This window comes from Paenibacillus daejeonensis DSM 15491 (genome assembly GCF_000378385.1).
Classification (GTDB): Bacteria; Bacillota; Bacilli; order Paenibacillales; family Paenibacillaceae; genus Paenibacillus_D; species Paenibacillus_D daejeonensis.
On the sequence record NZ_KB899659.1, the window covers coordinates 89,418 to 115,712 of the forward strand.

Below are 26,295 nucleotides of genomic sequence, written 5' to 3' on the forward strand. Positions count from 1 at the left end.
TTCGAGGCTCCAGCGGTCTGTTTGGCCACAATAGGCGCATATATGGCCGTTAGAAATGATGAGCTACCTTTTCAGGGCAAATAAGCGTATATATGAGAGTGTCGATTAATTCCGCGAAATCTATTAAATTATCACGTGTGTCCTCACCTGCGTGATAAAATAGTGATAACTTATAAAATGGGGGCGTTTTGGTTGGCACAGACGCGTTATAAGCAGTTGAATCAGATTTCATTTGCTGATCTGGAGGTGTACTCGGTGTTGCCCGAGCATCCCATCTGGAGTCGGGCGGCCGAAGTGCTGGATTTCAGTTTTGCGGATGAAATCTGTGCGCCGCTCTATGCTTCGCGTGGACCCAAACCCTACGCCCCTTCGTTGAAACTGAAATTGCACCTGGTACAACGTTATTACAATCTCTCTGACCGCGCGATGGAAGAGCGGGTCATCGGTGATCTGTTCATCAAGCGTTTTCTGGGGCTTCCCGTCAGCTTCATAGGCTTCGATCACAGTACCATTGCGCTGGATCGGGAGCGGATGGGCTCGGATTTGTTCGACGCCTGTCATCACCACATCCTTGCGCAAGCCAAGCAGAAAGGCTTGTGGGGAGGGGAAAAGGACGTCTGGCTCATTGACTCCTTTCACACAGACGGTCGTGTTCCTAGGCGCTCATCTTTCCGCCTCATCAAGCAGGCTGTGTTACGGGTCATGAATCATCTCAAACGCGCGCATCCGCCCCTATATCGTCAATTGAACCTTGATCTAAAACTTGATGTGCTCTCCGATAAACTGCCAGCGACAGCTACCCCGGAGGACGTCGCCGCCTTGTACAGTCAGCTCGTTGTTTTTGCTTATGGGCTCCTGCATTGGTTTGAAAAACCGGCGATTCGCAAGCTATTCTGGTCGTGGGAGAAACAGGATCGTCAACTTGAATCCCTCGTGCGTCAAGGAATTTTGTTTCGTATTCTCAACGAAAACACAATGCCCGAAGACCCTGAAGATCCGGAGCGTCCGTACGAGAAACGCCCACGCTCCAAGCGTCCGACCGACCGTCTTCTTAGCAGCGTGGACCCCGATGCGCGGGTCGCGAAGAAACGGGGTAAGACGTATTTCGGTGATAAGACTCAAGTGTTGATGTCCACCGAACACGATATGGTGTTGCTTGCAGAACCGTTCCCTTGTAATGAGCATGATGGGCAAAGTTTACCCGAGATCGTCGAGGCTGTATGGTACATTCATCGGGTGACGCCGGAAGCCGTAGTGGGTGATTCCGCGTACGGGTATGGTCGCCATCGACGAAGCTTTGCTAACGGGAGTATGAAGTTGGTGGCTCCCTTGCAGGCCGTCCACGACAATCCCAAAGGGTTATTCTCTAACAAACGTTTTACGTACGACAGCGAGGCGCAAACCATGACCTGTCCCGCAGGCATCGTGACGAGCAAGCATCATGACAACCGCCACTTAAAGGGCACGCAGTTCACCTTTCCGAAGCAGGCTTGCATGACATGTACCTTGCGTGAATCTTGCACGACAAGCGCCTCTGGCCGAAGCATTTTCATCAGTGACTATTATGAAGAATTTCAAGCAGCCGAAGCTTTTAACGAGACGGATGAAGGCAAACATTTACTCAAGCAGCGAAACGCCGTGGAACGCAAAATTAATGAAATGAAGAATGCGCAAGGTCTGGGTCAAGCACGCACCTGCTCAAGAGAAAGACGCCGCCGAGACGTTAAGCTCGTATGCATGGTCGTGAACCTGAAACAGTTCATTAAACAGGCGACAAACAAGTTGACCTTGGGGTTTGTTCGAAAACGGCCCCTTAGGCTTAGTGCGCCCTTTTCGGGAAAATTAGCCTAACCGCAGGCTCGTAGCGACTACTGCAACTGCCTCTAAACTGTGGAAAAGCGCTAAAATGAAGCAACGGCGGCAGCAGAACTGCTTTACTCCATGTTTAATCGACACTCTCTATATGGCCGTTAGCAGGGAGGGCAGCGAGGAGGCGCAGGGTAGGCAATGCCTAACAGTAGGTCGGCGGCTGGACAACCACCCTCCTCTGCTCTAACGGCCACCCCATGTCCGTTAGAATTCCAACCGAAAACTTACGCTATAATACCAAAAAAGCTACCCGGATGACTCATGACTCCGGGCAGCCTTCTTCTTTGCTAACTTAGGCTAGATTATACCGCATCATTGCTGATGACTGTTACGAAACCGTTAGCCTGCGCACGCTCAATGATGCCGCGAATCGCATCGGGACGCGCGTTGTCCAGCGCAAACCACTCGTTGCTAACTGTGTCGTGAACCAAATACCCTGGCAGATCCTTAATCAGCTCCTCGGGAAAGCCCTGAACACGAGCATATAGCCCGAAGCCAGCCAGCTTCTTGCCGTCTTTGTCAACAAACTCATAATCCGCAAACTGCTGGTAAGCACCGGGATTATCGATGAGAGCATGCCAAGCGTAATGCTCAGGCGCCTCTACCTTCTCCCCAAGGTGTTCAGTCAAGTAGTGATACAAGGCTTCCCGATTGGCTGAGCCATGAATATCTTGTACCACTCCGCCCATGATCATCCGATACTCATAGAGCAGCGAGGCAACGGGTACTCCGTCAATCTTAAGTGACGGGGCTTGTACACTTACCTGGCCGTCTTTATAATTCACACCCGCTCCAAAAGCTTCGGCAATCAAACGAATCGGTACCAGCAAGCGATCATTGGACAGATATGGCTTGGCATCCACCTGCAGCGGAGCGCCGTTTTTCATCACTTTGCCATCTGCTAATGACAACGTGATCTTCAAATCGTTTTTGGTCAACGTCACCTGACCAGTTGTCCAATCGACAGTAGCCCCCAGATTCTCGCTGATGACGCGAAGCGGCACCATTAGTCGGTCATTTTTCATCTCAGGCTTTACTTCTGAAGTCAGAGTCACGCCATCGATTTGGATCGGATAGGTAGCAGCAAAAGCTGTAGCAGAAGACAGCGCCAGCGATGCGGCAAGCGTAAGGGATAGGATTGTTTTTTTCATGTGAGGGTCACTCCTTGGCTAGATTTGGTTGTTTCATTCCCTAATCTAGACGTTGGAGGACCACCTGAGGTTGCATACTTATGGCATAGTACTGCTTATAAGACTAACCAGTCCTTGGTCTGCAGCCCGATCGCTGATTGTGTAAATATCCTCAAGAGCCGTGTGACTGAAGGCATACCACCTGTCGGCCTGGACATCGTGTAACCGGAACTCTCTTTGCTCGGAAGATCCGATGCCATCTAAACTGTCGTGGTAAATATCATATTGGGCTAACGATTCCCCATGGGTATCTAGAAACCGCAGTTGCAGTGTCTTTTTAAAGGCTCCTTGAATACTTAAATTAGGACTCCAGGAATACTCCGTTGGAGCAGCAACTGCCGCGGACGTGTTCCCCTTTAACACATGATACATGGCAGAGAGGTGAACATTGCCTGAGATGTGCTCAACAGTCCCGCCGAACGTATACTGGTACTCCTTTTCAATGATCTTTACCTGTCTGCCTTCAATAAAAAGTGGCGCACTGTACAGATGAACCATGCCCTTCTCATAATGCACCTTGGCTCCAAAAGTCTCGGCAATGACCCGGAGAGGGACGTAGATCCTGCCATTCTTAAGGTAAGGCTTGACGTCCAGCACGTAAGGGGCTCCGTTTTTGGAAGCATTCAATTGGTTGACCCTCAGTTGGAGGAGCACGTTATAGTTGGTAATGGTAGCTGTGCCGTTGGACCACTTGACATCCGCCCCCAGATACTCGCTGATCACGCGGATTGGCACCATCGTCCGGCCCTTCTTCACTTCTGGCTTAACATCCGACACCACACCTACGCCATCAATGATGATGCCATATTCAGTGGCAGATAAGGCTGGCGAGGCCCCGCACAGGAACAGCACAGTCATCATCAACATTAACGCTCTCTTCATACTCAACATTCCACATCCTCCTAAAAGTTTTCCGAAGGAAAACTCACTTCGGAAGCATAGACTACATCTTCCATAATAAGACGGTAGTAACAGAAAATAGTTGCGCGAGTGTTACCAAGAAGCACAAAAAAACCACTCCATGGTCATCCATGAAGTGGTCTCCAAATAGAGGGAAATCATCAGCTTGCTTCGTTAACGCCTGTGACACGACCTTAGATGGCAAAACACATCACTCTAAAAACCATACGCCGTTAAGGCTGGCTGGCAAGCGTTAGCGAAGGATGGGCACTGTTGAAGCAGGAGCCCCCGCTCATTACCCGCCCTCCACGACCTCACGTTCAATTTGTTTCATCTCGTAGAAGTATCCGCGGCGTGCCATTAGCTCGTCGTAGGTGCCTGCTTCGACCACTTGGCCTTGTTCAAGCACAATGATTTGGTCCATGGTCTCCAGACCAGCGAGGCGGTGGCGAATCCAGATCATCGTGTCGTCTTGTCCAATCGTGTTCACCACATCGTTCACCTGCTGCTCGGTGACCGCATCCAGCGAGGATGTCGGCTCATCCAGCAGCCACAGCCGGCCGCCCTTCAGGATGGCACGTGCCAACGCAAGACGCTGTTTCTCCCCGTCAGAGAGATTCTCGCCTTTCTCGAATACCGGGTCGTTCAAGCCTTTGGCTGCCAGCTTGACTTGGGATAGCACACTCTCCATAACCTCGTCGCTCAGCGATGCATCACTCATCTGCAGATTATCGCGGATCGCACCGCGGAAAAAATGATTGTGCTGCAAGACGACGCGGCTATGTGCCCAAATGCTCTCTTCATGCAGCTCAGTAGTGGCAATCCCATTCAACCGGATCTCACCGTGCGTTGGCAGATGCAGCTTCAGAATCAGCTCCAGAATCGTCGTCTTGCCGGCCCCACTAGGTCCGACAATCGCCGTCTTGGACCCTGCCGGGATCTCCAGGTTCACACCGCGCAGGGTTGGACGCCACGCTTCGTCCGGCTGATAGGTTACATCGCGTAGGCTGATCGCTACCGGCCCCTCAGTTGCCAACGTACCGCTCGGCTGAGGCGGACCTGCGTCCACTTCATCTACAGTCTCGGCCAAGCGGCGGGCGGCATGCTCACTGTCCAGCTTGTAAGAAGGCAAATTCGCCACTCCAGCTGCTTCTTCAAACATCGTCTGCGCCACCAGCACCAGCATCGCGAGGAAGACGCCTGCTAACTCTCCTTGCGTAATCAGATACGCACCAAGTGCAAGAACGCCCCAGGATACGGCATGCGTCAAAAACGCATGAGCGGATTGGCCAACCAGCAAGTTGCCTGCTGCCTTTTGCTGTGACCGTGCCAGCTCATCCGACGCGAGCTGCAACTGCTCCTCTCGCATCTCCAACTGGCCGTATACCTTCAAATCCCGGTAGCCGTAGAGCAGCTCCGTAACCTCTGTTGAGAGTGCAGCCCGCTGCAGCCGCACCTGCCTGTAGACCTCGCGCTGACCAAGCAGCGCCAACGACGGGAGCAGGATCGCAGCTGCCAGCATAGCCAGAACCAGCAACAGGGCCACCCAGATCGAGAAAGCGGCGGCGAACACAATCGTCGCCAGAAACACCAAGACAAGAATAACGGGCGGGTAAGCTACCCGCAGAAAATAATGCTGCAGGCTCTCCACGTCCCCAACGATGCGGGCCAGCAAATCGCCGCTACGCTGTTTGTTGAAGATTCTCGGGGTTAGGGGAGCCAGCTTGGCAAAAAACGACGTCCGCAGTCGGCTCAGCATCGAGAACGTAGCCCGGTGCGAGAACAAGCGCTCACCGTACCGGCTTGCGGCTCTAATGATACCTAGAATCTTCACGAGTGAGGTGAGGACAATCAACGTATAGAGCGGCGGCAGAAATGCGGCCTGTGAGATCATATAGCCGCTGGCCGCGAACAAGCCGACCCCGCCGATCCCTGCTATAAAACCACAGAGGATGGCAATCAGGATGTCCTTGCGCTCATGCAGCATGGCCCGAGCCATAACCGACCATTCGCTCATCGAAAACCACCTCCCTGATGGAGATTGACCATCTCGGCATATTGTGGCAGCCGCTTAGCTAGTTCCTCATGCGTGCCGCTATCGATTAACTGCCCCTGTTCCATGAAGAGAATCCGGTCTGCCCCACGGATCGTATGCAGTCGATGAGCGACTGTGATCATGGTGGCCCCTTGGGACAGCTCAGTGATCGAGCGCTGCAGCACACGTTCGGTATGCAGGTCCAGTCCTACGGTGGGTTCATCGAACAACAGCAGAGCAGGCCGGTTCAGGAAAGCCCGGGCAAGTGCCAGTCTCTGCTTCTCTCCACCAGACAGTCCGCGTCCTCCCTCACCTACCGGCGTATCCAGCCCGTGTTCCATCTCCTCGATTAACGGTGCCAGTCCGGCCTCCTCTGCAGCCTGCTTAATCGCTTCGCGGCTAGATTCGCGACGGGCCCCGATCGCAATATTCTCTGCTATGGTACCCGAGAAGATATAGGGGTGCTGTGTAATGTAGCTCATCTGTCCGAACCATTCAGCCTCTGAATATTCCTGGAGCGGCACTCCATTGATGAGCAATTCACCCGAACCCGGACGCAACAATCCAGTAATCAGATGCAGCAGTGTGGTCTTGCCCGATCCACTGCTACCTACGATCGCTACATGCTCGCCACTGCCAATGGTCACGCCTCCCGCATGCAAGCTGAACCCTTCTGCACCATAGCGGAAGCTCACATCTGCAAGCGCGATGGATGGTGGTCCTGCATCCAGCGAATGGCTCTTTTCCGCCAAACCCGCTTCAGACACACCCAGCTCAGCTTGATCATCTGCACTAACGCTGTCCTGCAGCAGCTCCTCCACCTTCTTCACCGCCCCCATACTCGTGCGGCCGCTATGGAAGGCTGTGCCGAGGTTTTTAATCGCACTATAAAATTCAGGCACTAACAGCAAGATAAAAAAAGCCGTCCCGAAGGAAAGCGTCTTGTAGATGAGCATCTGAAACGCGAGATCAAGTGCAATGACCCCGATGCTCAGCATGACAATCAGCTCCAGCATAAAGGTATTCGTGAAGGCGACCCGGAGAATGCCCATCGTTGCATCACGGAATCCAAGCGAGCTCCGCTCAATATCTTGCTCCTGACGCTTCACCTTGCCGAATATCTTGAGCGTAACCAGACCTTGCAGCGCGTCGAGAAATGTGCCGGAGAATTCAGCCAGCTGGGCGAACTTCTCCTCGGATTTGGTCTTCGTACGGAGACCTACCAGTATCATGAAGATCGGAATGAAGGGCGCGGTCAGCAGCATGATCAGTCCCGAGTGCCAATGTTGAGTGAAGACAACGATCAGGAGCATGAGCGGGATAAAAGCCGTCTCTGCCATGCGCGGGATGTATTGGCTGTAGTAGCTGTCTGCTTCATCGACTGCGTCCATCACAAGACTTACCTTGCCGCCTGTTTGTCCGCTTAAGGAAGCCGGCACCGTAGCATGAGCCAGGTGCCGGATTGCTTTGCCGCGGATGGTTGATTTGGCTCTGGCCGACAGAAACTGTCCGATCCGTCCGTTGCCATAGAAACTGAGTGAACGCAAGATGATAACGGCCAGCAAGGCAGCCAGCATGGCAGTCACCGCTTGGACCGTTGCTTCCTGAACAAACACCCGGTTCACAATGGTGGAGATAAAGGCGGCCTGAGCGATGATAGCCGCACCTGCGATCAGGGAGAACACCCCGAGCAGAAGACGAGCTGTTCGGTACGGGGCAATCGCTTGGGTTAACAAGCTGGAGCCACGGGATCTTCTACTCATGCCGCTTCGCCTCCTTTATTTTTTGCCTTTTACATAATCTGCATCAAACAGGAACAGCTTAAACACCAGAATCAGCGATGGAATTAACAGACACAGACCGCCGATAAAGGCGATAACCAGCGCAATCCCCATCGACTCGTGCGTGGCTCCTTCCTGAATCGTAATATACGGATCCAGGATGAACGGGTAATGCCCGATACCATACGCGAAAAACGCGCAGAAGAATTGCAGCATGACGCTAATGAAAGCCAAACCGTATCGGCGGCCACTGTAGAGCAGCCACATCGATAGCATAAAGAACGCAACGGATAATCCCAGCAGCCACCACATCTCCATCATGTTGGCAGCATGTCGTTCATTATGCTGACTGAGAAAGATAAAGGCCGTCAGGGCCGCAATAATCGTCGGTGTACTCCAGAACAACGCGTACGATCGCAGTAGCTTCAATGCAGGCTGATCATCCGCGCGGGAAGCATAGAACGTCAGGAACGTCGCACTGATGAACAAGACGGATACGATGGCCAAGGCAACGATACTCCAGGACAGCGGACTGGTGAAGAGTGTTAGATACTCCAGTGACACCCGGCCACTCTCTTCCACGATAAATCCACCCTCCGACAGCGTCAGGGCTACGGACAAGGATGCGGGAATGAGCAAGCCGGTCGCGCCGTACAAGAACAGATAGAGCGTATTGTCCTTGGAGCCATAGTTCTCAAACGCATAGAACGAACCGCGGATCGCCAGCAGGATGATCGCGATACTGCCGGGAATCAGCAAGGATGAGCCATAATAGTACGCTGTATCCGGGAAGAAGCCCACGATGCCAACGAAGAAGAAAACAAAGAATACATTCGTAATCTCCCATACAGGAGACAAGTAACGAGAAATTAGACGGTTGATTAAATGGTCCTGCTTGGTCACCCGGGCAAAGTAAGCGAAGAAGCCGGCGCCAAAATCAATCGACGCCACAATCAGGTAACCGTAGAGAAAGATCCACAGGACAGTGATTCCGATCAGTTCATAACTCATGATGGCTCACCACCTCCTGCAGCTCGCTGCTCGATCTCCTTCACATGCTTCTCCAGCTCCGCCTCTGCGGGATTGTTGCGGAACAAGCGCCGCAGCACGATCACGCACAATGTGCCCAGGATAATATACAGCAAGAGGAAGACGAAGAAGAGCCAGATGACATTAGGTGAAGAGGTAGCGGCTTCTTCGACCCGCATATACCCCCTAATAATCCACGGCTGCCGGCCAATCTCTGCATAGAACCAGCCCAGCTCGACACCAAGGAACGCCAGTGGCACGCTCGCCACAATCCCCCGCAGCAGCCATTTGTTATACTCATTGCGTTTCTTCCAGAACAAGAAGAGGAAGTACAGCGCAGAAATCCCCAGAATGATAAACCCGACACTTACCATCAAGTCAAACAGATAGTGTACGAGCAACGGCGGCCATTCGTCTTGAGGGAATGCCTCCAGACCAATCACTTCAGCGTTGAAATCCCCAAAACCAAGGAAACTAAGCGCGTTAGGGATTCTAAGAGCTCCCGTGGGCTCCTGATTTTCGTTAAGCCAACCGAATACGAGCAGATCCGCCCCACGCTCGGTCTCAAAATGCCACTCGGCCGCTGCCAGCTTCTCCGGCTGATGCTTGGCAAGGAACTTGGCAGAGAGGTCTCCGGCAACAACAGTCAGGAGACTGAATACCAGCGTGACCGCCATCATTAATTTAAGTGACTTCTTGTAGTATTGACTGGCGCCCTTTTTGAGAATCATAAACGCAGCAACACCAGCCAGCAGCGCGGCTCCTGTCATATAAGCCGAACTGAGAACGTGAAACACCTTGGACGGGGTCGCCGTATTCAGCATCGCAGCAACCGGATTGACTGCGGAGAACGCCCCATTTTCCAATACGAAGCCTTCCGGCTGGTTCATGAATCCATTCACCGTGGTGATGAAGAAGGCAGACATCCCTGCACCGATCACAATCGGGAAAGTGAGCAGCCAGTGGGTGTACGGGTTCTTGAACCGATTCCACGTATAGAGATAGATCCCAAGAAAGATTGCTTCAAAGAAAAACGCGAACACTTCCATAAAGAGCGGCAGCGCAACCACATTGCCCGCCAACTGCATAAAGTTCGGCCATACCAGCGCAAGCTGCAAGGCGATCGCCGTACCGGTCACCACGCCTACCGCAACCGAAATAATAAAACCGCGCGTCCAGCGTTTGGCCATCAGAATATAATGAGGGTCCTTCTTCCGAATGCCGACGAATTCGGCAATGGCAATCATAAGAGGAACGCCTACCCCGACCGTGGCAAAAATAACATGAAACGTTAACGTCAACCCAGTGAGCAACCGGCTCCAAAGCACCGTATCAATATCCACTATAAGCCGTCTCCTCTCCTATGATCTACATCACATGAACATTATAAACACTAGTCACAGCTTAAGTATAATCATTCGCGTGCCTCTAGGAAAGCTAATCGCGATAGCTCCAAAAAAGGTTCATATCTTTCTTACAACATTGTGAAAATAATAACAAGCGAGTGAAGGATGTCATGAATCTGTCACGAATCTGCTCCAGTTTGTTACAAGTTAGTGACGCTGCAACGAATTCTTCGGTCCTTCGTACTACTATTCAACAAATAAATTCCATGTACAGAGGTGAGGGAGCGATCATCAGGCAGAGCTTAAATATCCTAGCTGGAATTGTAGTGACACTGAATTTTTTGGCCATCTGTGCTGCGATCGCTATGGTCTCTAAAAAACGCGGCGGCAGAGGCTGGTTAATACCAGATTATAATGAAGCCATTACTGTTGCAGGCTGGATAGCAATCTCGGCTTTTGTTATCTGGCTGTTGTTTTCGTGGTATCAGCTGGAGCGCTACTATCGAGGATCAACTTACGTCATTCAGGTCATTATAACCTTGACAGCGGGTGCAGCGATCGGCATGGTTATCGTCCGTCTTGTCAGTCAGTACTCCCATCAACCGTTCGAGAGGATGACACTACTGTCTATAGGGCTTCTCCTGCTTGCTTTTGTTGGTCATCTGCTGCTAGCGATATACCTCCGGCGGCGTGCCAAGCAGCGGTATCCAGAGGAGCAGTCGCACCGAACACGCACTGTCACCCATGGTCCTGCTCGCCAATCCCGTCCTTCCAACCGCCAACATCGCAAGAAAAAGCACGGACGTCCCTAATTGATGATGCACGAAGTAGGATTGATGGGTACTGCACAGTGAAGGCCGCCAACGATAACGTGGCGGCCTTCACTGCTAGATTGTGATGAGTACTTGTACGGATGGGAAGTCTGGTAGTTTCAGGTGTTCCTTATGGACCTCCATCCAACACGGGAACCTGTTCTTCTACAGCATTCAGCTGCAGGGTCACGCTCAAAATCTGGTGATTGTCGATCTCGTTGATGAACCAGCGGTGACGGCCATGATCCACAGGCACCGTCGGATCGTCCTGAAGATCCGTATGGATCTGCAGCCAACCGGCAATCGTGTCCACGTTCTCGCTGTTCTCGAAGACGATGCCGAACCGGTCCTGAATCACGCTGAGCAGGACACGCCCGTTGATCAGATAGCGCTCCGGCGTCTGCTCGGCGATGTCCTCCACTTCGTCTTCATCGAACTCGTCTCGGATCTCGCCGACGATCTGCTCGAGAATATCCTCCATTGTGATGAGACCGGCCGTACCGCCAAACTCGTCGATGACCAGCGCCATATGCACGCTGTTCTTCTGCATCTTCACAAGCGCGTCATGCAGCGGCGTCGACTCATGGATGACATAGATGTCATGGATATGCTCGTTCACATCCTTCAGCCTTCCCCTGGCGATCAGCATCACTAGCTCCTTCGCATTGAGGAAGCCGATGATGTTGTCTTTGTCGCCATTCTCAGTCACTGGAAAACGCGTGTAACGATGCTCGTCGATCAGTAGTAGAATTTCCTGCGGATCTGTCTCGCGGTCAACGGCCATAATCTGTGTGCGAGGCACCATAACATCCTTGGCAATCCGCTCATCAAAGGCGAAGATGTTCTGCAGATAAGCCAGCTCCGTCTGATTGATCTCGCCGCCCTGGAAGCTCTGGGTCATGATGATCTTCAGCTCTTCCTCCGAGTGCGCCTGCTCGTGCCCTGCCGGCTTGACGCCGAAGACCCGCAGCAGAATCTGGGCTGAACCATTCAGGAGCCAGATCAGTGGGAAGAGGAGTGTACCAAACCACACAAGCGGTCGCGCCAGAATCAGCGTCATCCGTTCAGCGAACTGAATGGCCATTGTCTTCGGTGCCAGCTCGCCCACCACGACGTGCAAGAAGGTCATAATACCCAGCGCCAGCGCGTAAGAAATGAACGTACTGACGGCTGCAGCCATGCCCCACTCATTAAAGATTGGCTCCAACAGTCGTTCAACTGTCGGTTTGCCGAGTGCACCCAGGCCGAGTGCGGTGACGGTAATACCCAGCTGACAAGCGGACAAGTAATAGTCAAGATTCGTGACAATCCGTTTGGCAGCCAAAGCGGTTTTGTTGCCTTCCGACACCAGCTGATCGATACGACTCAATCTGACTTTGACAACAGCAAATTCCGAGCCGACAAAAAACGCGGTCAACAAAATCAACAATGCAGCAATGCCCAGATTAATGATAATGGATAAGTCCAATAAGTTCCCTCAGGTGAGGGTTTCACCTCCATAGAATGTGGATTACGTAGGATTCCAGAGTGACAGCAACAACACTGCTCGTTCCGATACTGTTACTTTTACCTCCCCAACACATTCACCTCCTGTTCGTCTCGCTCCTATTATATTATTTATTCTTATGATAAGCAAAATAAGCCGATCTTCTAACGGGAAGTTAAAATTCAGCTTCTGGTCTATGAGAATCGTGTGATAGGAATTATAAAAGAAGCTTATATAGAACATCGGGGGTTTGAACAGCGTCAATACTGCAGCTCAAACCAAGCCCGCTCAGACACTGTCCTGATCAGCCGGCAAGGGCTCGCCCGATTTTTTGCGGCGGAACAAAATGCGGCCGGAGCGCATGAGATAGATGACAAGCAGCATCCAGACGCAGACCGAGATCAGGAACATCACGACATTGAGGCTAACCTGGACCTGACTGATGAACGTTCCCACGAGAATGAACAAGACGATCTTCGGAAACGAACCCAGCAGGGATGCGATGATGTACCGTTCATATTTGGCGTTAGCAGCCCCAAGCACAAGACTGACAGCTTCAACGGAGAGCGGGGCCAGACGGGCCCAGAAAATGCCGGAGAATTCATTGGTTTTGTAGAGAGAAAACCATTTGCGCAGCTTGTCGTTTTTGGCGACCAGGCCATCGACGGCTTTGCTGCCGGCCCATTTGCCAAAATAATAGGTCAGCGTAATCTCAATCATCAATCCGACCAGGCACAGCAAGATGGCAGCCTTCATGGAGAACATAATACCTGACGTGATATAAATCAGTTGAATCGGCAGAAAAAATAACACAGACTTGATCATCGAGAGACCGATAATCAGACTCATGGTTACCCACCAATCCCTTGGCATCAGAATCCAGGCCTTGATATCCACTTGGTTAATGGCGTCCCAGGAGAAGAGAAGGATAAGCAGGAGTATCGAAAAAAGTACGATCTTGATTAATGTCGATCCATTTATAAATCTTCGCACCGGCATCCCTCCCTCTCCACTTTACCCGATCCGCTTAGCCATTACCATCCATTCGTCGATGTGAAGACTCGTGATCTCCCCATCATTTAATTGCAGACCGATATACGCTTGCAGTTCAGGATCCGCTTGCAGGATGAACTCCGTGACGCGGTCCGCCTCCTCTTCACTCCTGGTCGTCCTGCGCACCCACACAGGGTAATCGTAGGGTTTCTTGCGCACGCGGGACCGGACAATACTCAGACCAGCTGCACTCATCCATCCCTCCCACTCGTCAACATGACAGCATCGCACGTGACTCTCGTCTCGCAATTGTTCCATTTTATTAACGAAGTGGTCGATCTCTGGCTTGTGTGGAACAATGTTATCGATTAGCAGCAGCTGTCCCCCAGGCTTCAGGACACGGGAAACCTCACGCAGAAACTGATCGGGATGGGGAAAATGATGAGCAGCAATCCGGCAGGTAACCGCATCGAACGTTCCATCCAGGAAGGGGAGCTGCTCGGCATCTGCAATGACGAAGAGAACGTTCGGATGCGCTTCTTGAATATGGGCTCGGGCCTGCTCCAGCATGCCTGGCGTCAGATCCGCAGCAACGACGTGTCCGACCTCGGGTGAGATTTTTTTGGCCACATGACCGCCACCTGTAGCTACGTCCAGTACCATCCATTCGGGCTGTGGCTCCAACCATTCGACTAACAGATCCAGATCAGTCCCCCGGGCATGCAAATCACTCGTGACATAGGCAGCTGCTGCGCGAGTGAATTGGTTGCGGACCAGCGCTTTGCGATCCTCATCTTCCTGCTTCATCTGCTCATCCTCCCATCCTGACTTTGCTTTGTATCTGCGCTCGATTTGATCGGCCAATGTCTGTGCGCTGGATTCAATAGACAGATGCTCTGTATCAATAATCAGCTCCGAAGCCTCCGGCACTTCATATGCGGCATCAATGCCCGTAAACTGCCGGATTTCCCCACGTCTGGCCTTGGCGTATAAACCCTTGGGATCTCTGTGCTCGCACACGGTGAGCGGGCACTTCACATACACCTCGCTATAATCTGCAGCGTTGTAGAGGGAGCGTATCCGCAGTCTTGCCTCTCGTGCTGGCGAAATCATCGGGAGCAGAACAATGTAGCCTTCCTCCAGGAAAAGCGATGCCACCTCGGCAGCGCGGCGCATGTTCTCTTCCCTGTCAGCCTCCGAGAAGCCGAGGTCTCGATTCAATCCCGCACGCAGCTGATCGCCATCCAGAATAACACTGCGAATGCCACGAGCATCCAACAAGCTACGCGTGTGTCGGGCAAGTGTGGATTTGCCGGCGCCGGATAAGCCGGTGAACCACAGGATACCGCCCTGATGTCCTTGTCGCCGCTCGATTTCATGCCTATCCATTGCCCATTTCCTCATCAGTGGGCGATGCGGCCTGCTGCTGATTCGACCAATCCAGCGTCCGCCCAAGCTCCATCGTCCATAGCTGATCGACAGGCAGCTTACGTCGTGTCCATTCCGCATGTAGACGGTCCAGCGCTTCCTTGGGCGTATCATCAGCCAAATGGTAGGCATCGTAATGCATCGGCACCATGAAGCCGGCACCCAAGTCCGCGAACGCCTGGACGGCCTCTTCTGGAGACATATGCGCATCCCGCATAAACCATTCCGGTTCATAGGCACCGATCGGCAAGAGGGCGACTCGAATCGATGGATACCGCTCGCCAATCTGCGCAAACAACGGATCATACCCGCTGTCACCAGCAAAGTACAGGCAATCCTCGCGATGCTGCAAGACCCAACCGCCCCAATGGGAGGAGTTAGTGTCCCATAGGGTACGCCGCGTCCAATGCTTGGCTGGGACAAAGGCAAAGGTCACGTCTCCGACGGCCGCTTCCTCCCACCAGGTAAATTCTCGTACCCGCGAGAACCCTTTGCGTGTTAGCCATGGACCTAGTCCCTCGGGCACCAGCAGTTCAAAGTTGCCCGGCAACCGGCGCAGACTTGCCAGGTGGAGATGGTCATAATGCGCATGCGAGAGCAGTACGACATCGATCGGCGGCAGCTCATCGATGGATAGACCCGGGGCGGATAACCGCGGACTGAAGCCCATCCGGTTCGCCCAGACGGGGTCAGTCACAATGTGCAGTCCGCCAAGCTGAATCAGAAAGGTAGAGTGACCGATGAACGTGACCGTCGGCAGGCTGCGGTTCGCGGCCAGCTTCACCGGATCTGGCGACGTCCGGGGGACGGGATACGAGAGATCCTTCTTTTTCGTCCGGCGTTCCTTCTGCCACTTGCGCATATCCGCGAAGGATTTAATATTGCTAGAACCATCTAAATTTACATATCGCTTAGCCATGTGGACGCTACGCTCCTTCACGTTGACCTATGTAATATTATGAAAATTGAGCGGCATGGGCTATGGATTTACCTTCAGATACGCGGGACTGACGGCATCCGCCAGCCAGATCATATGATTGCCACGGTAAAAAGCAACACCCTCCGCCCATGCTCGTGCGGCATCCACCTGTAGGATGATAGGTGAATCATCCTTGCGTTTCCCGACAGTGACAGCAGTTTGTATATCAGACGAGAGATGCACATATTGTCTGTTCATCGGCTTCAGACCATCCGCCCTGATCCGTTCTATTAATCGTCTGGCTGTGCCATGATACAGGACAGGCGGTGGTGCTTCCGGGGTCTTGCTGATTTTCTCCGGTACGGAGTGGCCGTAGAGTGCGCGAATCTTACCGTTTAAGAGCTCGTGCCTTTTCTTATCGGATCGTTCAATCATCAGGACTAGATCCTCCTGCTGCACGCCGTCCCATTGCTTCTCCTCATTCAAGGCTGACAACAGCTGCTCCACGGGAACCCACCCTTCCGTATCCAGCTCCAGTTCATACGCCCAGGGAGCATGCCGCAGCGCATAGGATACTTCTTTGCTCAGCTTGCTGTAATCCATACCTGCCTCCTCCCCAGCGGTTCGTAGCTTGCTACTTTGTTTTCTAAGTGTACCATTTGTGGAATGAACCAAGCAAAAGTACCGCATCCATCTCAGGGAGCGGTAAAAGATTTGACAACCTGCTAAATGGCCACGGGATAATCTCAACCAGAGAGGGTAGTTGCTATGAATTTAAGTAATATGTCTCTTTTTTTCCACTAAGCTGTCCGAATCGCACAAGAAATAAAAATTAGGGCTTCTATTTTCCGCTATATGTTGCAAATACTAAGGTAACCAATGGTTAGTTTTCCAATAACGGAACATATGTTCCATAAATCCAGCAGTACCCTCGTTTTGTAACAAATAACGGAACATATGCACCATAACCATCTGCCATATCCCCTATCGTTCTTCCTCATTTACACTTTGATAATAACCTACGATTAGAGCGCCACAACATCATATAAGTGTTAACCGCGAATTTGACCTATCGACTAACCTCACTCCGTATTGCCGCCCTAAACCAACGCAAAAACCTTGAAAGCGAATGGCCTCCAAGGTTTTGTGCTTCATATTTTATTCTAGACTACCCCTGCTTCACCAGATTCTCTGAGGTTCGGAAGGCCAGCGCGAGAATGGTCAGCACTGGATTCACGCCGCCATTGGTGACGTGAACAGAGCCGTCACATACCCACAAATTGCGGTACCCGTGGACACGACCGAGGGGATCGGTAACGGAGCTCGCCGGATCATGGCCCATGCGAAGTGTACCCGCCTGATGCTGTCCTCCGCTCAGCGCGCCACCCGGCTTGGTCCGCCAGACCCGGTAAGCACCGGATGCGAGCAGCCACTGCTCGGCTTGTTCTGCCAGATAGGCAGCAGCCCGCAGGGATTCGGGATGGACGCCGCCGGAGAGCTGCACGACCGGCAGTCCGTAACGGTCCTTGACCGTCTGCGACAGACGGACGCGAGCATCAGCCACTGGAATCTCCTGAATTGGCCCTTGAATTTGGCTGGTGTGCAGATAACTTTTGCGCATGGCAGTTTTGCCAGCCAGACCCCAGCGCGGCGCATCCGGTGCGAGCGCGCGGTACCAGTGAAGGATCGGGAGGCGCGTAAATTCGTTGGCAAGCAAGCCTCCCCCGATAATGCCGCTGTCTGCAGCATGCTCATGACGGAACGTAGCCACACTCACCCCAGGGCCCTGCCCATCTTGTACCGGCTCCTCGAATAGACCGTAGGCTCCCGCATACACATGGCCTTGCAGATGCCTTCCCACTTGCCCGCTCCGATTGCCAATGCCATCTGGCTCGCTGGCGGTCGCAGAGTTCAACAGTAGCCGGGCGCTCTCAATGGCGCCTGCGGCCAAGACGACATGGCCGGCCCGAATCTGTCGTCGCCGAGTCTGACCACCTGCCTCTTGAACGATACGAACGCCGGTGGCCGTTGTTCCACCCTCTGTCTCAATGCGCTCCACCAGCGTGTCACATAGCAAATCGCAGTTCCCCGTCGCCAAGGCGCGTACCAGCATGGTGTTATGTCCACCATTCTTGCTGTCGCTCGGACAGGCGAAGCCGACGCACTGCCCGCAGCGGATGCAGGCGCCGCGTCCGTCACGCGCAACCGAATTGATCAACAGAGGTACCGGCCCGGCGTGCCATCCCAGCTTGGCCGCCCCGGCTGCAAGTCGACTGCCTTCACGAGTCTGCGACAGCGCAGGCATTGGATAGGAACGTTCGCGCTCGCCGCGTCCGGAATGTGCGTTACCTTCTCCGGAGACCCCGACTTTCCACTCTGCCCGGTCATAGTATGGCTCCAGGTCCTCATAACGGATGGGCCAATCTATCAGCGAGCTGCCTTCGGGAACTCCGTAGCGGCTTGCCATCCGAAAATCCTCCGGATGAAAACGCCAGGCCTGCGCCCCGTAAATTCGGGTTCCGCCGCCGACTGTCATTGCATTGTTATGATAATCGCCCTCATGAGGCGCACTCACCCTCTCATTGCCCTGCGCATCCAGCATGGTCCGCGGATGACCGTTAAGGTCCGGACCGGTATTATGTCCATATCGGGTAAACCGGTGATTGCGCAGATGGTCGGCACCGATCTGATCATAGCGCAGCCAACTGCCCCGTTCCACGACCAACACGCGCAGACCCGCCTCGGCAAGCTCGGCCGCAGCTACCGACCCGCCGGCCCCAGCTCCGACAACCACCGCGTCATACGTGTCCTGCAGCTGCTCCCACTCTGCCTGTTGCAGGTCGGTTTCACGAACCGGCGGGTAATCACCGTTGGGACCGCCAGGGAGAAAGCCAATCATCTTCCAGGCCTCGCCCCCCTTATTTCCGCCTGCTTCCGGAGTTCCGTAGTAACCTTCAATGATGATAGCAGTTAGTGATTCGACGAATTGCTTCGGAGATACTGTCCAAGCCGAACGTGTGTCATGAGGAGCAATCGTTGCGAGAAGCTCGTGACACGCCTCGGCTGAGAGCTCTGATACAGGTTGGCCGTATGTGGACATGGCTTCCTGATCCAGGGCTCGAAGTCCCGGTCCAATCAAGGTCTGCCACACAGCAGGAAATTCCGCCGCATATCTTGCTAGCACGGTCAGCGCACCCGACTCCGTTGCAGATGGCCATGCATCTGCAGGAACAATAGTATCTGCAATCGCTTCCAGTGACAGACGCACAGACTCCGAGAAATAAGTTTCCACATGTCTCAACTCCGATTCGTGTAGGAAATGATAGCTCCAATGACGGTTTGACAACTGCTTTATATTTATTATAACGAAGATTGCTGGAGCATGCGGGGGATATTTTATATAGATTCGGATAGCCGCAGCCGGATTCTTGTCCAGACTGCGGCTATATAAATCAGGCGCTGAACCACAAGAGATTACAGCTGGACTTTTTTCAGTTTGCCGTCCTCGCCGAATGCAAGCGGGTCGATGCAGGTTTCACGGTGGAAGCCCTTGCCTTCTGAAAAGCGAGTGAGCGGCGTCACGAACCTGTGATACGCGATGTAATAGCGGTCTTCCCCAGGCTCCTTCAGAATGGAATGATGTGCCGTGCCCAGCATCCCTTTGGCCGGATTCTTCTCCAGGACCGGATAATGATACGTTACCGGACCGAAAAGGCTGTCCGAGGTTCCATAGTTTACGTGATAATCCTCGCTTCCCGTGTCGTCGCAAGACCAGGTAAAGTGGTAGCGGCCATCCCGCTTGAGCACAGTTACCGCTTCCCTGAAATCATGCAGCCCCTCCAGATTCACCATGGTCTCCTCCAAGATGCCCGTCATGTCGTCCGTCAGCTGCACAATTGCGCCAAAACCGTTGCCGAATAACAAATACGGAGTTCCGTCCTCCTCGATGTAAATCGACGGGTCAATCGCTTGCCACATGCTGAGACCGAGACGGTGCGTCTGCTCTAGGGTAATCAGCGGTTCAGGCAGCGCTTGGAATGGCCCCTCGGGCTGGTCAGCTACCGCGACGCCAATCGCACTCTCACCGTGAGCCTGCTTGCCGCAGAAGTAGTAATAATATTTATTATTGCGTGTTGCAATGGCAGGTGCCCAAGCACTGCCAATCGCCCAAGGCACGTCATCCGTTGCCAGATCGAGAATAACCCCGTCATCACGCCATACCTTCCTATCCTCCGAAGAGAAGACATGGAATGGTGTGCCGGACCATCCTTCGAAGCCATCTGTCGTTGGATAGAGGTAATATCTGTCCCCGAACTTGGCCAGATCCGGGTCCGCGAATTGTCCTGGCAGAACCTGGTGCCCATCGCCAAACGCAGCTATGAGCTGGCTGCACTCTTCACCATAGATGGGCAATACGCCACCATGCCGTTTTTTATTGGCTCCGAGGTCGAAGGCTTCATCCGCAAGGATCTGGAATTCACCGCTTGCCAGATCGGTGGTGATGAGCGGAAGATAGCCCTTGCCTTCAGCGAAGCGGTCAACAATCAGACACCATGCCTCACGATCGTGCAGCTTGTAGATCTGTGGTCCTTCCACCCCTGTTAACGCTTCCAATACTGGCGCATGAACCGGAGAAAATGCGTCTTTATCCAGGGACTCACCTTTTTCGACGCGAATATTCTTGGTCGTCTCATCCTTGGAATAGCGGAAAAACGCTCCGCCATGCTCGATGATAGTCGTATCAATTATATGGTTGTCCCGTTCAATATACTTCTCGGCTGGGGAGAATTGGCGGAAATCGCGGGTGCGCGAGCTGTAGATTTTGTGCTTGCGTTCCGACTCGTGCGTCTCTTGTGTAGCGGATGCCCAAAAGACCAGAAATTCGTCGGTTGCTTCATCATAAATCGCTTCTGGTGCCCACACGCAGCCGGCCCCTGGAATCCCAACGGTCACAGCCCAGGGCTCGGACCAGTTCACCAGATCATCCGACTCCCAGATGATGATGTCCCGGCTTCCTTCATGAACAGCAACATCCCAGCCCTTGCCGTTTGCAATACGCAAATCGGTCGCAATCAGATAACTTTTATTGTCCTTGGGCGAGCGGATCAGGAAGGGATCTCTTACGCCTCCTTCACCCTGCTCCCATCGCAGAACTGGAGCACCGCCATTCAGATCCTTCCAATGCAAGCCATCCTCGCTATACGAGAAGTACACTTGTTCCCCATGCTCTTGCTCTCCAATAAAATGAGCAAGCAAATAACCGGATATCTTGGTATGATGCAGCGAGTTCATGTCGTCCATCCTCTCACCTATAAGTTGGTTCCTCGCGTCTCCTTGCGAAGGTTCACTAGGTGAGAATACCACATCTGACGAAGTTCAGCCAAGCGCTCAATCTCAAGGTATGGAGAGCTTGGCTGACCTTATTAAACGGAGGAAGTCTCGTCTGCTTGTCCTGGCGACTCCATCTTGTTGCAGCAACGTCCGACAGCACGAAGGATGCCTCCATAGCCTGTGCAGCGGCACAGGTTGCCAGAGAGCCCCTGCAAGATTTGCTCCTCCGTAGGCTCAGGATGCTGCCCGAGCAGCGCTTGGACAGACATAATCATGCCAGGGGTGCAGTATCCACACTGAAATCCGCCCTCCTCCATAAACGCCTGCTGAACCGGATGGAGCTCTTGTGAGGCAAGCCCTTCAATCGTTGTAATCTCCCGATTCTGGCACTGGTACGCCATCACCAGACATGCATTGACGGCCATGCCATCCACCAGCACCATGCAGGCCCCGCAGCGGCCGAGTCCGCAGGACAGCTTGGTCCCCGTCAGCTCCAGCTCCTCACGGAGCAGGGAGAGCAATAGCCGAGTTGGAGGCACTGACAACTGAACCGCTTGACCGTTCACAACAGCCCGCCACATAAGTGCCTTCATAGCGTCTCCTCACCTCCAGTCTGCCCGGCCAAGCGCATGATGAGATCCTCCCTGCGAACCGGAAGTCTGTCGATCCGCCTTCCTGTCGCACGATAGATCGCGGCCGTAATCGCCGGTGCCAGCGCAACAGAGCCTACTTCCCCGATCCCCCGCGGTCCGTAAGGATCGCCTGGCGGCAGCTCTTCAATGGCATGAATACGGAATGTCGCTTGGCTATCTGCAATGGTCGGCAGCATATACGTATCCAAATTTTCTGTCCGGTAACAAGCCTCCTCCATCACTGCATCCTCCATCAGCGTGTACCCCAACGCCATTGATGCGCCACCTTCAATCTGGCCAATGTAGCCCATCGGATTAACGACGGGTCCGGCTGCTACGGCATGCGCCTGTTCCAGCACGCGGACTGTTCCAGACCGTGTATCGACTTCAACGCGGACAGCTGCCGCCGTGCAGGTATAGAGAAAATGGGCGCCAGTGACGGGGTCGGGAGTAACCGGGAAATGGACGGCTGCTTCATAACAGAGACTGCCGCTTGTGCGTGCCGCAAGCTCACGGTAGCTGATGATCGGGCCTTCACCGTCCTCCAGCCAGATGCCCCCGCGACCTGTCACCAAGCATGCTGCATCATGGCCTGATGCTTCTGCCGCTGCCACCAGCATTGCTGCTGTCAACTTCGGATGCAGCTCGCTCAGCGTCAGATGAGCAATGGTGGTTGAACGTGAGGCCGTACTGGAGCCGCTGTGCGGCGCTTTGTCCGTGTCGCCGATCATTAGATGCAAGTCCTCGGCGTCACACCCGAACAGCTCCATCAGCATAATCTCCAGCGTCGCCATGATGCCTTGTCCGAACTCCTCGAAGCTGAACGCAGCCTCCAGCTTACCTTCAGCATTCAAGCCCAGTCGGCCGCCCCCGGGATCGGGAATGCCGTAACCCAGGCCCGAGCCGTGCATCGCCATCGCCGCACCGAAGCCCAGACGCAACCACGGACGACCCGGGACATGCTTCTCCCCTCCCTCTGATTCTGCGGCTTGCCACAGCTTAGAGGTCTGAATCTCTTGCCATACCTGAGCAGCTCCATCCGTCGGCATCACGGTATTGCCCAGCGGTCCGGGATCTGTCGGTTGTCTCAAGTTTCGTCTGCGAAGCTCCCAGGGTGGGATGCCGGATTGGGCTGCCAAGCGATCGAGCTGGCTCTCCAGCGCGAAGATGACCTGGTTTCCGCCGAAGCCGCGAAACTCTCCCGACACGCCGTTGTTGGTGAATACAGATCGTCCTTCGACGAGGACGTGGTCCATGCGGTAAGGTCCCATGGCGTGCTCCGTAGCGAAGTTCAGCACCGGCGCCCCAAGCGTCGCGTAAGCGCCTGTGTCTGCGATAATCCGGACACTGTGAGCCACCAGCTTGCCATCGGCATCAATTCCCGTTTTCATCGTCACTTCCATCGGGTGTCGCTTCAACCCGGCGCGGACCGACTCGCGCCGCGTATGATGAATTTTGACGGGCTTTCCGGTGCGCAGGGCAAGCAACGCCCCGTAGGGCTGGACATTCAGTTCATCCTTGCCGCCGAACGAGCCGCCGATCGGACTGGAGATAACCCGAATTCTCTCTTCCGGGACCGCCAGGATGCGTGAGAGCTGCATACGGTCTTTGTAACCATGCTGCGTGGCTGCCTGAACGGTCAGCCTGCCATCTGCGTCCCACGAGAACAGTCCGCCTTCCGTCTCCATATAACCATGCATCTGGCGTGGCGTCCGATAGGTAGCCTCTACGACATAGGCGCACGCGTGGAAGGCCTTCTCGACGTCTCCTCTGGCATAATGTGTCCGATGCAGCACATTGCCCTGCGGATGAAGCATAGGTGCTTCCGCCCGAAGCGCGGCGTCAGGCGAGTCGACTACTGGCAGAGGCACGTAGTCCACCTCTATCAGGGACAACGCATACGCCGCAATCTCCGGACTCTCGGCTGCAACCGCAGCAATCGCGTCTCCGACATAACGAACCCGGTCCTCGCACAGGACGGGCTGATCCGGGATCACAATCCCAAACCGGTTAAGCCCCGGCACATCCTTATGAGTCAGAACGGCATGGACGCCTGCCAATGCTTCTGCTCGTGCAGTGCGAATACTCACCAGTTGCGCATGAGGCATCGCACTGCGCAATACTTTGCCATAGAGCATGCCAGGCGCCTTCAGATCGGTTAAGTATCTCAACCGTCCGGTTACCTTTTCCATTCCGTCTGGCCGCAGATGCCAACGTGCACCAGCTGTTGATTTGTCGAGCAGCATGCGTTCTCCCTCCTCTCATCCTTTAGATACTTCAAGGCGCCTTGAAGTCTTTTATCTGCCAAAGATGGGCCGCTACGAGGTTCGCAGCAGCCTCAGCCCGATATTCCGCCCCGGCGAACGCATCCGATGCAGCCTGATACTGATTGCGAATGGCATCGGAGACCGCAAATAACCGCTCCTTACTGAGCTGCCCTCCCTCCAATAGGTTCTCCGCCGCCGTCAAACGTTGTGCTGCTGCTCCGCCGCCTCCAGCTACGATTCGGATTCCCCTCACCGTCCCGTTCTTCGTAAACCTTCCAGCGACTGCAACGGTCACAAGCGAGGCGGTGAAGGCTTGTCGCCGTCCAACCTTGGCATACATGGCGAGAGATAAACCGTCTTCTGCACCATCTGCAGCTGGCGGCACATAGATCCGGCAGAGCAAGGCATGCGGGTCCCGTGTTGAAGTGTTCAGCCACGCGTCCAGCGGAAGCCGAAGCTGTTTTCCCTCAGCATACACGCTAACCTCCGCGTCAAGCGCCAGCAATGCAGGCAGGACATCGCCGGACCAACTGCATACATTACCGCCCAGTGTAGCCAGGTTGCGCACGGCAGGAGCAGCGATTTGCCGCAGCGCCTGAATGAGCTGGGGGGCAGACCTGGTCAGCAATGGATCAGCAATACATTCGTTTAAGGTTGACATGGCGCCGACCTCCACCATTCCGCCATCGCTCACATGGATGCCTCGCAGCATCTTCAGGCGGTCGAGAGCGATCAACTGAAAGGGGACGGGTTGCACCTGGTTCTCCCATTGCGTGCGCAGCAGTGTTCCGCCTCCGCTGTAGACCGCCCGCTCTCCCAGCGAACGCTTCAATTGCCACGCCTCCTGCACCCCTCGGGGCAGTGCGACATGCGGCAGTTTTTCAGGCAAACCGGGTAACACCATCCCCTTCACCTCCTCACATAGCAAGATTCCCTTACTTATGCAGCAGCCGCTGGATGCTCCGATCCGCTTCGGTCAGCACCTTGCTCTTGTCTACCGTGAGCATCAGGCGGTCCCGCATGACGAAACGGCCATCAATCATGACGCTGTGGACATCGCTATATCCAGCGGAGTAGACGATCCGGGAATACGGGTCGACTTCGTGTGACGGGTAGGTGTGAAACTCGTCTAGGTCAAGCATGATCAGGTCAGCCTGCTTACCTGCCTCAATGCTCCCGATCCGCTCATCTAGCCCCAGCACCCGCGCTCCGCCCATGGTCGCCATCCGCAAGACAGACCGCGCATTCATCGCCGTTGGACCATGAAGTGTCTTCTGGATTAGAGCCGTCAACCTCATTTCCTGGAACATATCCAGCGTATTGTTGCATGGCGCACCATCAGCTCCAATGCCGACATCAATCTGACGATCTAACAGATCGGGTACCTCGGCAATACCGGAGGCCAGCTTCAGGTTGGAGCCTGGACAGTGAGTCACTTTTACACCACGTGTGCGGATAATCTCCTTTTCGACTTCGTTGAGCCAGACGCAATGCGCCAGGATGAGATCGGGCGAGGCCAGACCCAGATGGTCGAGGTAAACAACATTGCGCATGCCGCGTTCCTGTTCGACTAGAGCAATCTCTCCCCGATTTTCTGCTGCGTGGGTATGCACTTTGACCCCATACTGGCGTGACAGATCGCGAACCCCGACCAGGAGCTCCTCTGTACACGAGACAACAAATCGCGGCGAAAAAGCATATTGAATCCGGCCATTGTCCCGTCCATGCCAGCGCTCCAGCAGCTCCACGCTTTCCTGTAGCGACTGCTCCGTCTGCTCCTGCAATCGCACGGGCACCTCCGTGCCGTAATCCATCATCACCTTCCCGGCAATTGCCCTGATGCCACTCTCCTCAATGGCGCGAAAAGCAGCGTCCGTATGGTGGACCGTCTCCATATCCAGAATGGTTGTCGTCCCGCTGCGGATCAGCTCCCCAATGCCGAGCATCGCCGAATAATACAAGGATTCCTCATCATGGGCTGCTTCCATCGGCCAGATGCGGGCCTTGAGCCAGTCTAGCAGCTCCAGGTCATCTGCCCGCCCCCGGAACAGGGTCTGACACAGATGAATATGTGTCTGGATGAAACCCGGCAGCAGGGTTTTGCCCCGAGCATCGATGACTTCATGGCCCGTCTCATCGATATGCTCAGCCACAGCTGCAATACGGTCCCCTTCGACCAGCACATCTCCGATCAACACGGTATCTTGTTCGTCCATCGTTACGATTTGTGCTTGCTTGAAAACTATGGATGTCATTCTAGATCCTCCTTCGTCGTAA

At 54.1% G+C, this 26,295-nt stretch carries 19 protein-coding genes; 2 read left to right on the plus strand and 17 right to left on the minus strand.

Annotation, left to right across the window (positions count from 1 at the left end; translation table 11 throughout):
• Positions 1-192 precede the first annotated feature (192 nt).
• Complete coding sequence (locus F556_RS0100415; RefSeq protein ID WP_020614894.1) at positions 193-1,851, plus strand: transposase; 1,659 nt, start codon at positions 193-195, stop codon at positions 1,849-1,851.
• A gap of 320 nt (positions 1,852-2,171) precedes the next feature.
• On the opposite strand, the gene F556_RS0100420 is transcribed toward F556_RS0100415, so the two are convergent.
• The 6 genes from F556_RS0100420 to F556_RS0100445 form a co-directional block, all read right to left on the minus strand.
• Positions 2,172-3,020, minus strand: coding sequence for a copper amine oxidase N-terminal domain-containing protein (locus tag F556_RS0100420; RefSeq protein WP_020614895.1), 849 nt, complete (start codon positions 3,018-3,020; stop codon positions 2,172-2,174).
• Positions 3,021-3,098: 78 nt separating this feature from the next.
• Positions 3,099-3,950 (minus strand): copper amine oxidase N-terminal domain-containing protein, encoded by an 852-nt coding sequence (locus F556_RS0100425; protein WP_020614896.1) that lies wholly within the window; start codon positions 3,948-3,950, stop codon positions 3,099-3,101.
• 304 nt (positions 3,951-4,254) lie between these two features.
• On the minus strand, positions 4,255-5,976 hold the full coding sequence (cydC, locus tag F556_RS0100430) for a thiol reductant ABC exporter subunit CydC (protein ID WP_020614897.1): 1,722 nt from the start codon (positions 5,974-5,976) through the stop codon (positions 4,255-4,257).
• Entirely contained in the window at positions 5,973-7,757 is a 1,785-nt protein-coding gene (gene cydD / locus F556_RS0100435; RefSeq protein WP_020614898.1) for a thiol reductant ABC exporter subunit CydD, read from the minus strand. Before cydD ends, cydC begins: the two co-directional genes overlap by 4 nt.
• A gap of 15 nt (positions 7,758-7,772) precedes the next feature.
• Positions 7,773-8,786, minus strand: coding sequence for a cytochrome d ubiquinol oxidase subunit II (locus F556_RS0100440; RefSeq protein WP_020614899.1), 1,014 nt, complete (start codon positions 8,784-8,786; stop codon positions 7,773-7,775).
• The gene (locus tag F556_RS0100445; protein WP_020614900.1) at positions 8,783-10,147 is read right to left on the minus strand and encodes a cytochrome ubiquinol oxidase subunit I; all 1,365 of its coding nucleotides are present in this window, start codon (positions 10,145-10,147) and stop codon (positions 8,783-8,785) included. The genes F556_RS0100440 and F556_RS0100445 overlap by 4 nt, the downstream gene beginning before the upstream one ends.
• Before the next feature lie 329 nt (positions 10,148-10,476).
• On the opposite strand from F556_RS0100445, the gene F556_RS0100450 reads away from it, so the two are divergent.
• On the plus strand, positions 10,477-10,962 hold the full coding sequence (locus F556_RS0100450) for a hypothetical protein (RefSeq protein ID WP_157272566.1): 486 nt from the start codon (positions 10,477-10,479) through the stop codon (positions 10,960-10,962).
• A 130-nt stretch (positions 10,963-11,092) separates the two neighbouring features.
• Here the strand turns inward: F556_RS0100450 and F556_RS0100455 are convergent, their stop codons facing one another.
• From F556_RS0100455 to F556_RS0100505, 11 genes are all read right to left on the minus strand, one after another.
• Entirely contained in the window at positions 11,093-12,430 is a 1,338-nt protein-coding gene (locus tag F556_RS0100455) for a hemolysin family protein (protein WP_020614902.1), read from the minus strand.
• A 306-nt stretch (positions 12,431-12,736) separates the two neighbouring features.
• On the minus strand, positions 12,737-13,441 hold the full coding sequence (locus F556_RS0100460; RefSeq protein WP_169447538.1) for a TVP38/TMEM64 family protein: 705 nt from the start codon (positions 13,439-13,441) through the stop codon (positions 12,737-12,739).
• Positions 13,442-13,462: 21 nt separating this feature from the next.
• Positions 13,463-14,830, minus strand: coding sequence for an adenylyl-sulfate kinase (cysC, locus tag F556_RS39160; protein WP_020614904.1), 1,368 nt, complete (start codon positions 14,828-14,830; stop codon positions 13,463-13,465).
• The gene (locus F556_RS0100470) at positions 14,823-15,788 is read right to left on the minus strand and encodes an MBL fold metallo-hydrolase (protein ID WP_020614905.1); all 966 of its coding nucleotides are present in this window, start codon (positions 15,786-15,788) and stop codon (positions 14,823-14,825) included. Before F556_RS0100470 ends, cysC begins: the two co-directional genes overlap by 8 nt.
• Before the next feature lie 60 nt (positions 15,789-15,848).
• Positions 15,849-16,391, minus strand: a complete 543-nt coding sequence (locus F556_RS0100475) for an RNA 2'-phosphotransferase (protein WP_020614906.1) — start codon at positions 16,389-16,391, stop codon at positions 15,849-15,851.
• Between the two features lie 565 nt (positions 16,392-16,956).
• Positions 16,957-19,080 (minus strand): GMC family oxidoreductase, encoded by a 2,124-nt coding sequence (locus F556_RS0100480; RefSeq protein ID WP_020614907.1) that lies wholly within the window; start codon positions 19,078-19,080, stop codon positions 16,957-16,959.
• Positions 19,081-19,262: 182 nt separating this feature from the next.
• On the minus strand, positions 19,263-21,089 hold the full coding sequence (locus F556_RS0100485; RefSeq protein WP_020614908.1) for a glycoside hydrolase family 43 protein: 1,827 nt from the start codon (positions 21,087-21,089) through the stop codon (positions 19,263-19,265).
• A 122-nt stretch (positions 21,090-21,211) separates the two neighbouring features.
• Positions 21,212-21,712 carry a (2Fe-2S)-binding protein gene (locus F556_RS0100490; protein WP_020614909.1) on the minus strand — a complete coding sequence of 167 codons (501 nt, stop codon included), beginning with the start codon at positions 21,710-21,712 and terminating at the stop codon, positions 21,212-21,214.
• Positions 21,709-23,997: a xanthine dehydrogenase subunit D gene (gene pucD / locus F556_RS0100495; protein WP_020614910.1), complete on the minus strand. Its 2,289-nt coding sequence runs from the start codon at positions 23,995-23,997 to the stop codon at positions 21,709-21,711. Before pucD ends, F556_RS0100490 begins: the two co-directional genes overlap by 4 nt.
• A gap of 31 nt (positions 23,998-24,028) precedes the next feature.
• On the minus strand, positions 24,029-24,922 hold the full coding sequence (locus tag F556_RS0100500; RefSeq protein WP_020614911.1) for an FAD binding domain-containing protein: 894 nt from the start codon (positions 24,920-24,922) through the stop codon (positions 24,029-24,031).
• Between the two features lie 31 nt (positions 24,923-24,953).
• Positions 24,954-26,273 carry a 5'-deoxyadenosine deaminase gene (locus F556_RS0100505; protein ID WP_020614912.1) on the minus strand — a complete coding sequence of 440 codons (1,320 nt, stop codon included), beginning with the start codon at positions 26,271-26,273 and terminating at the stop codon, positions 24,954-24,956.
• Between the last annotated feature and the right edge of the window lie 22 nt (positions 26,274-26,295).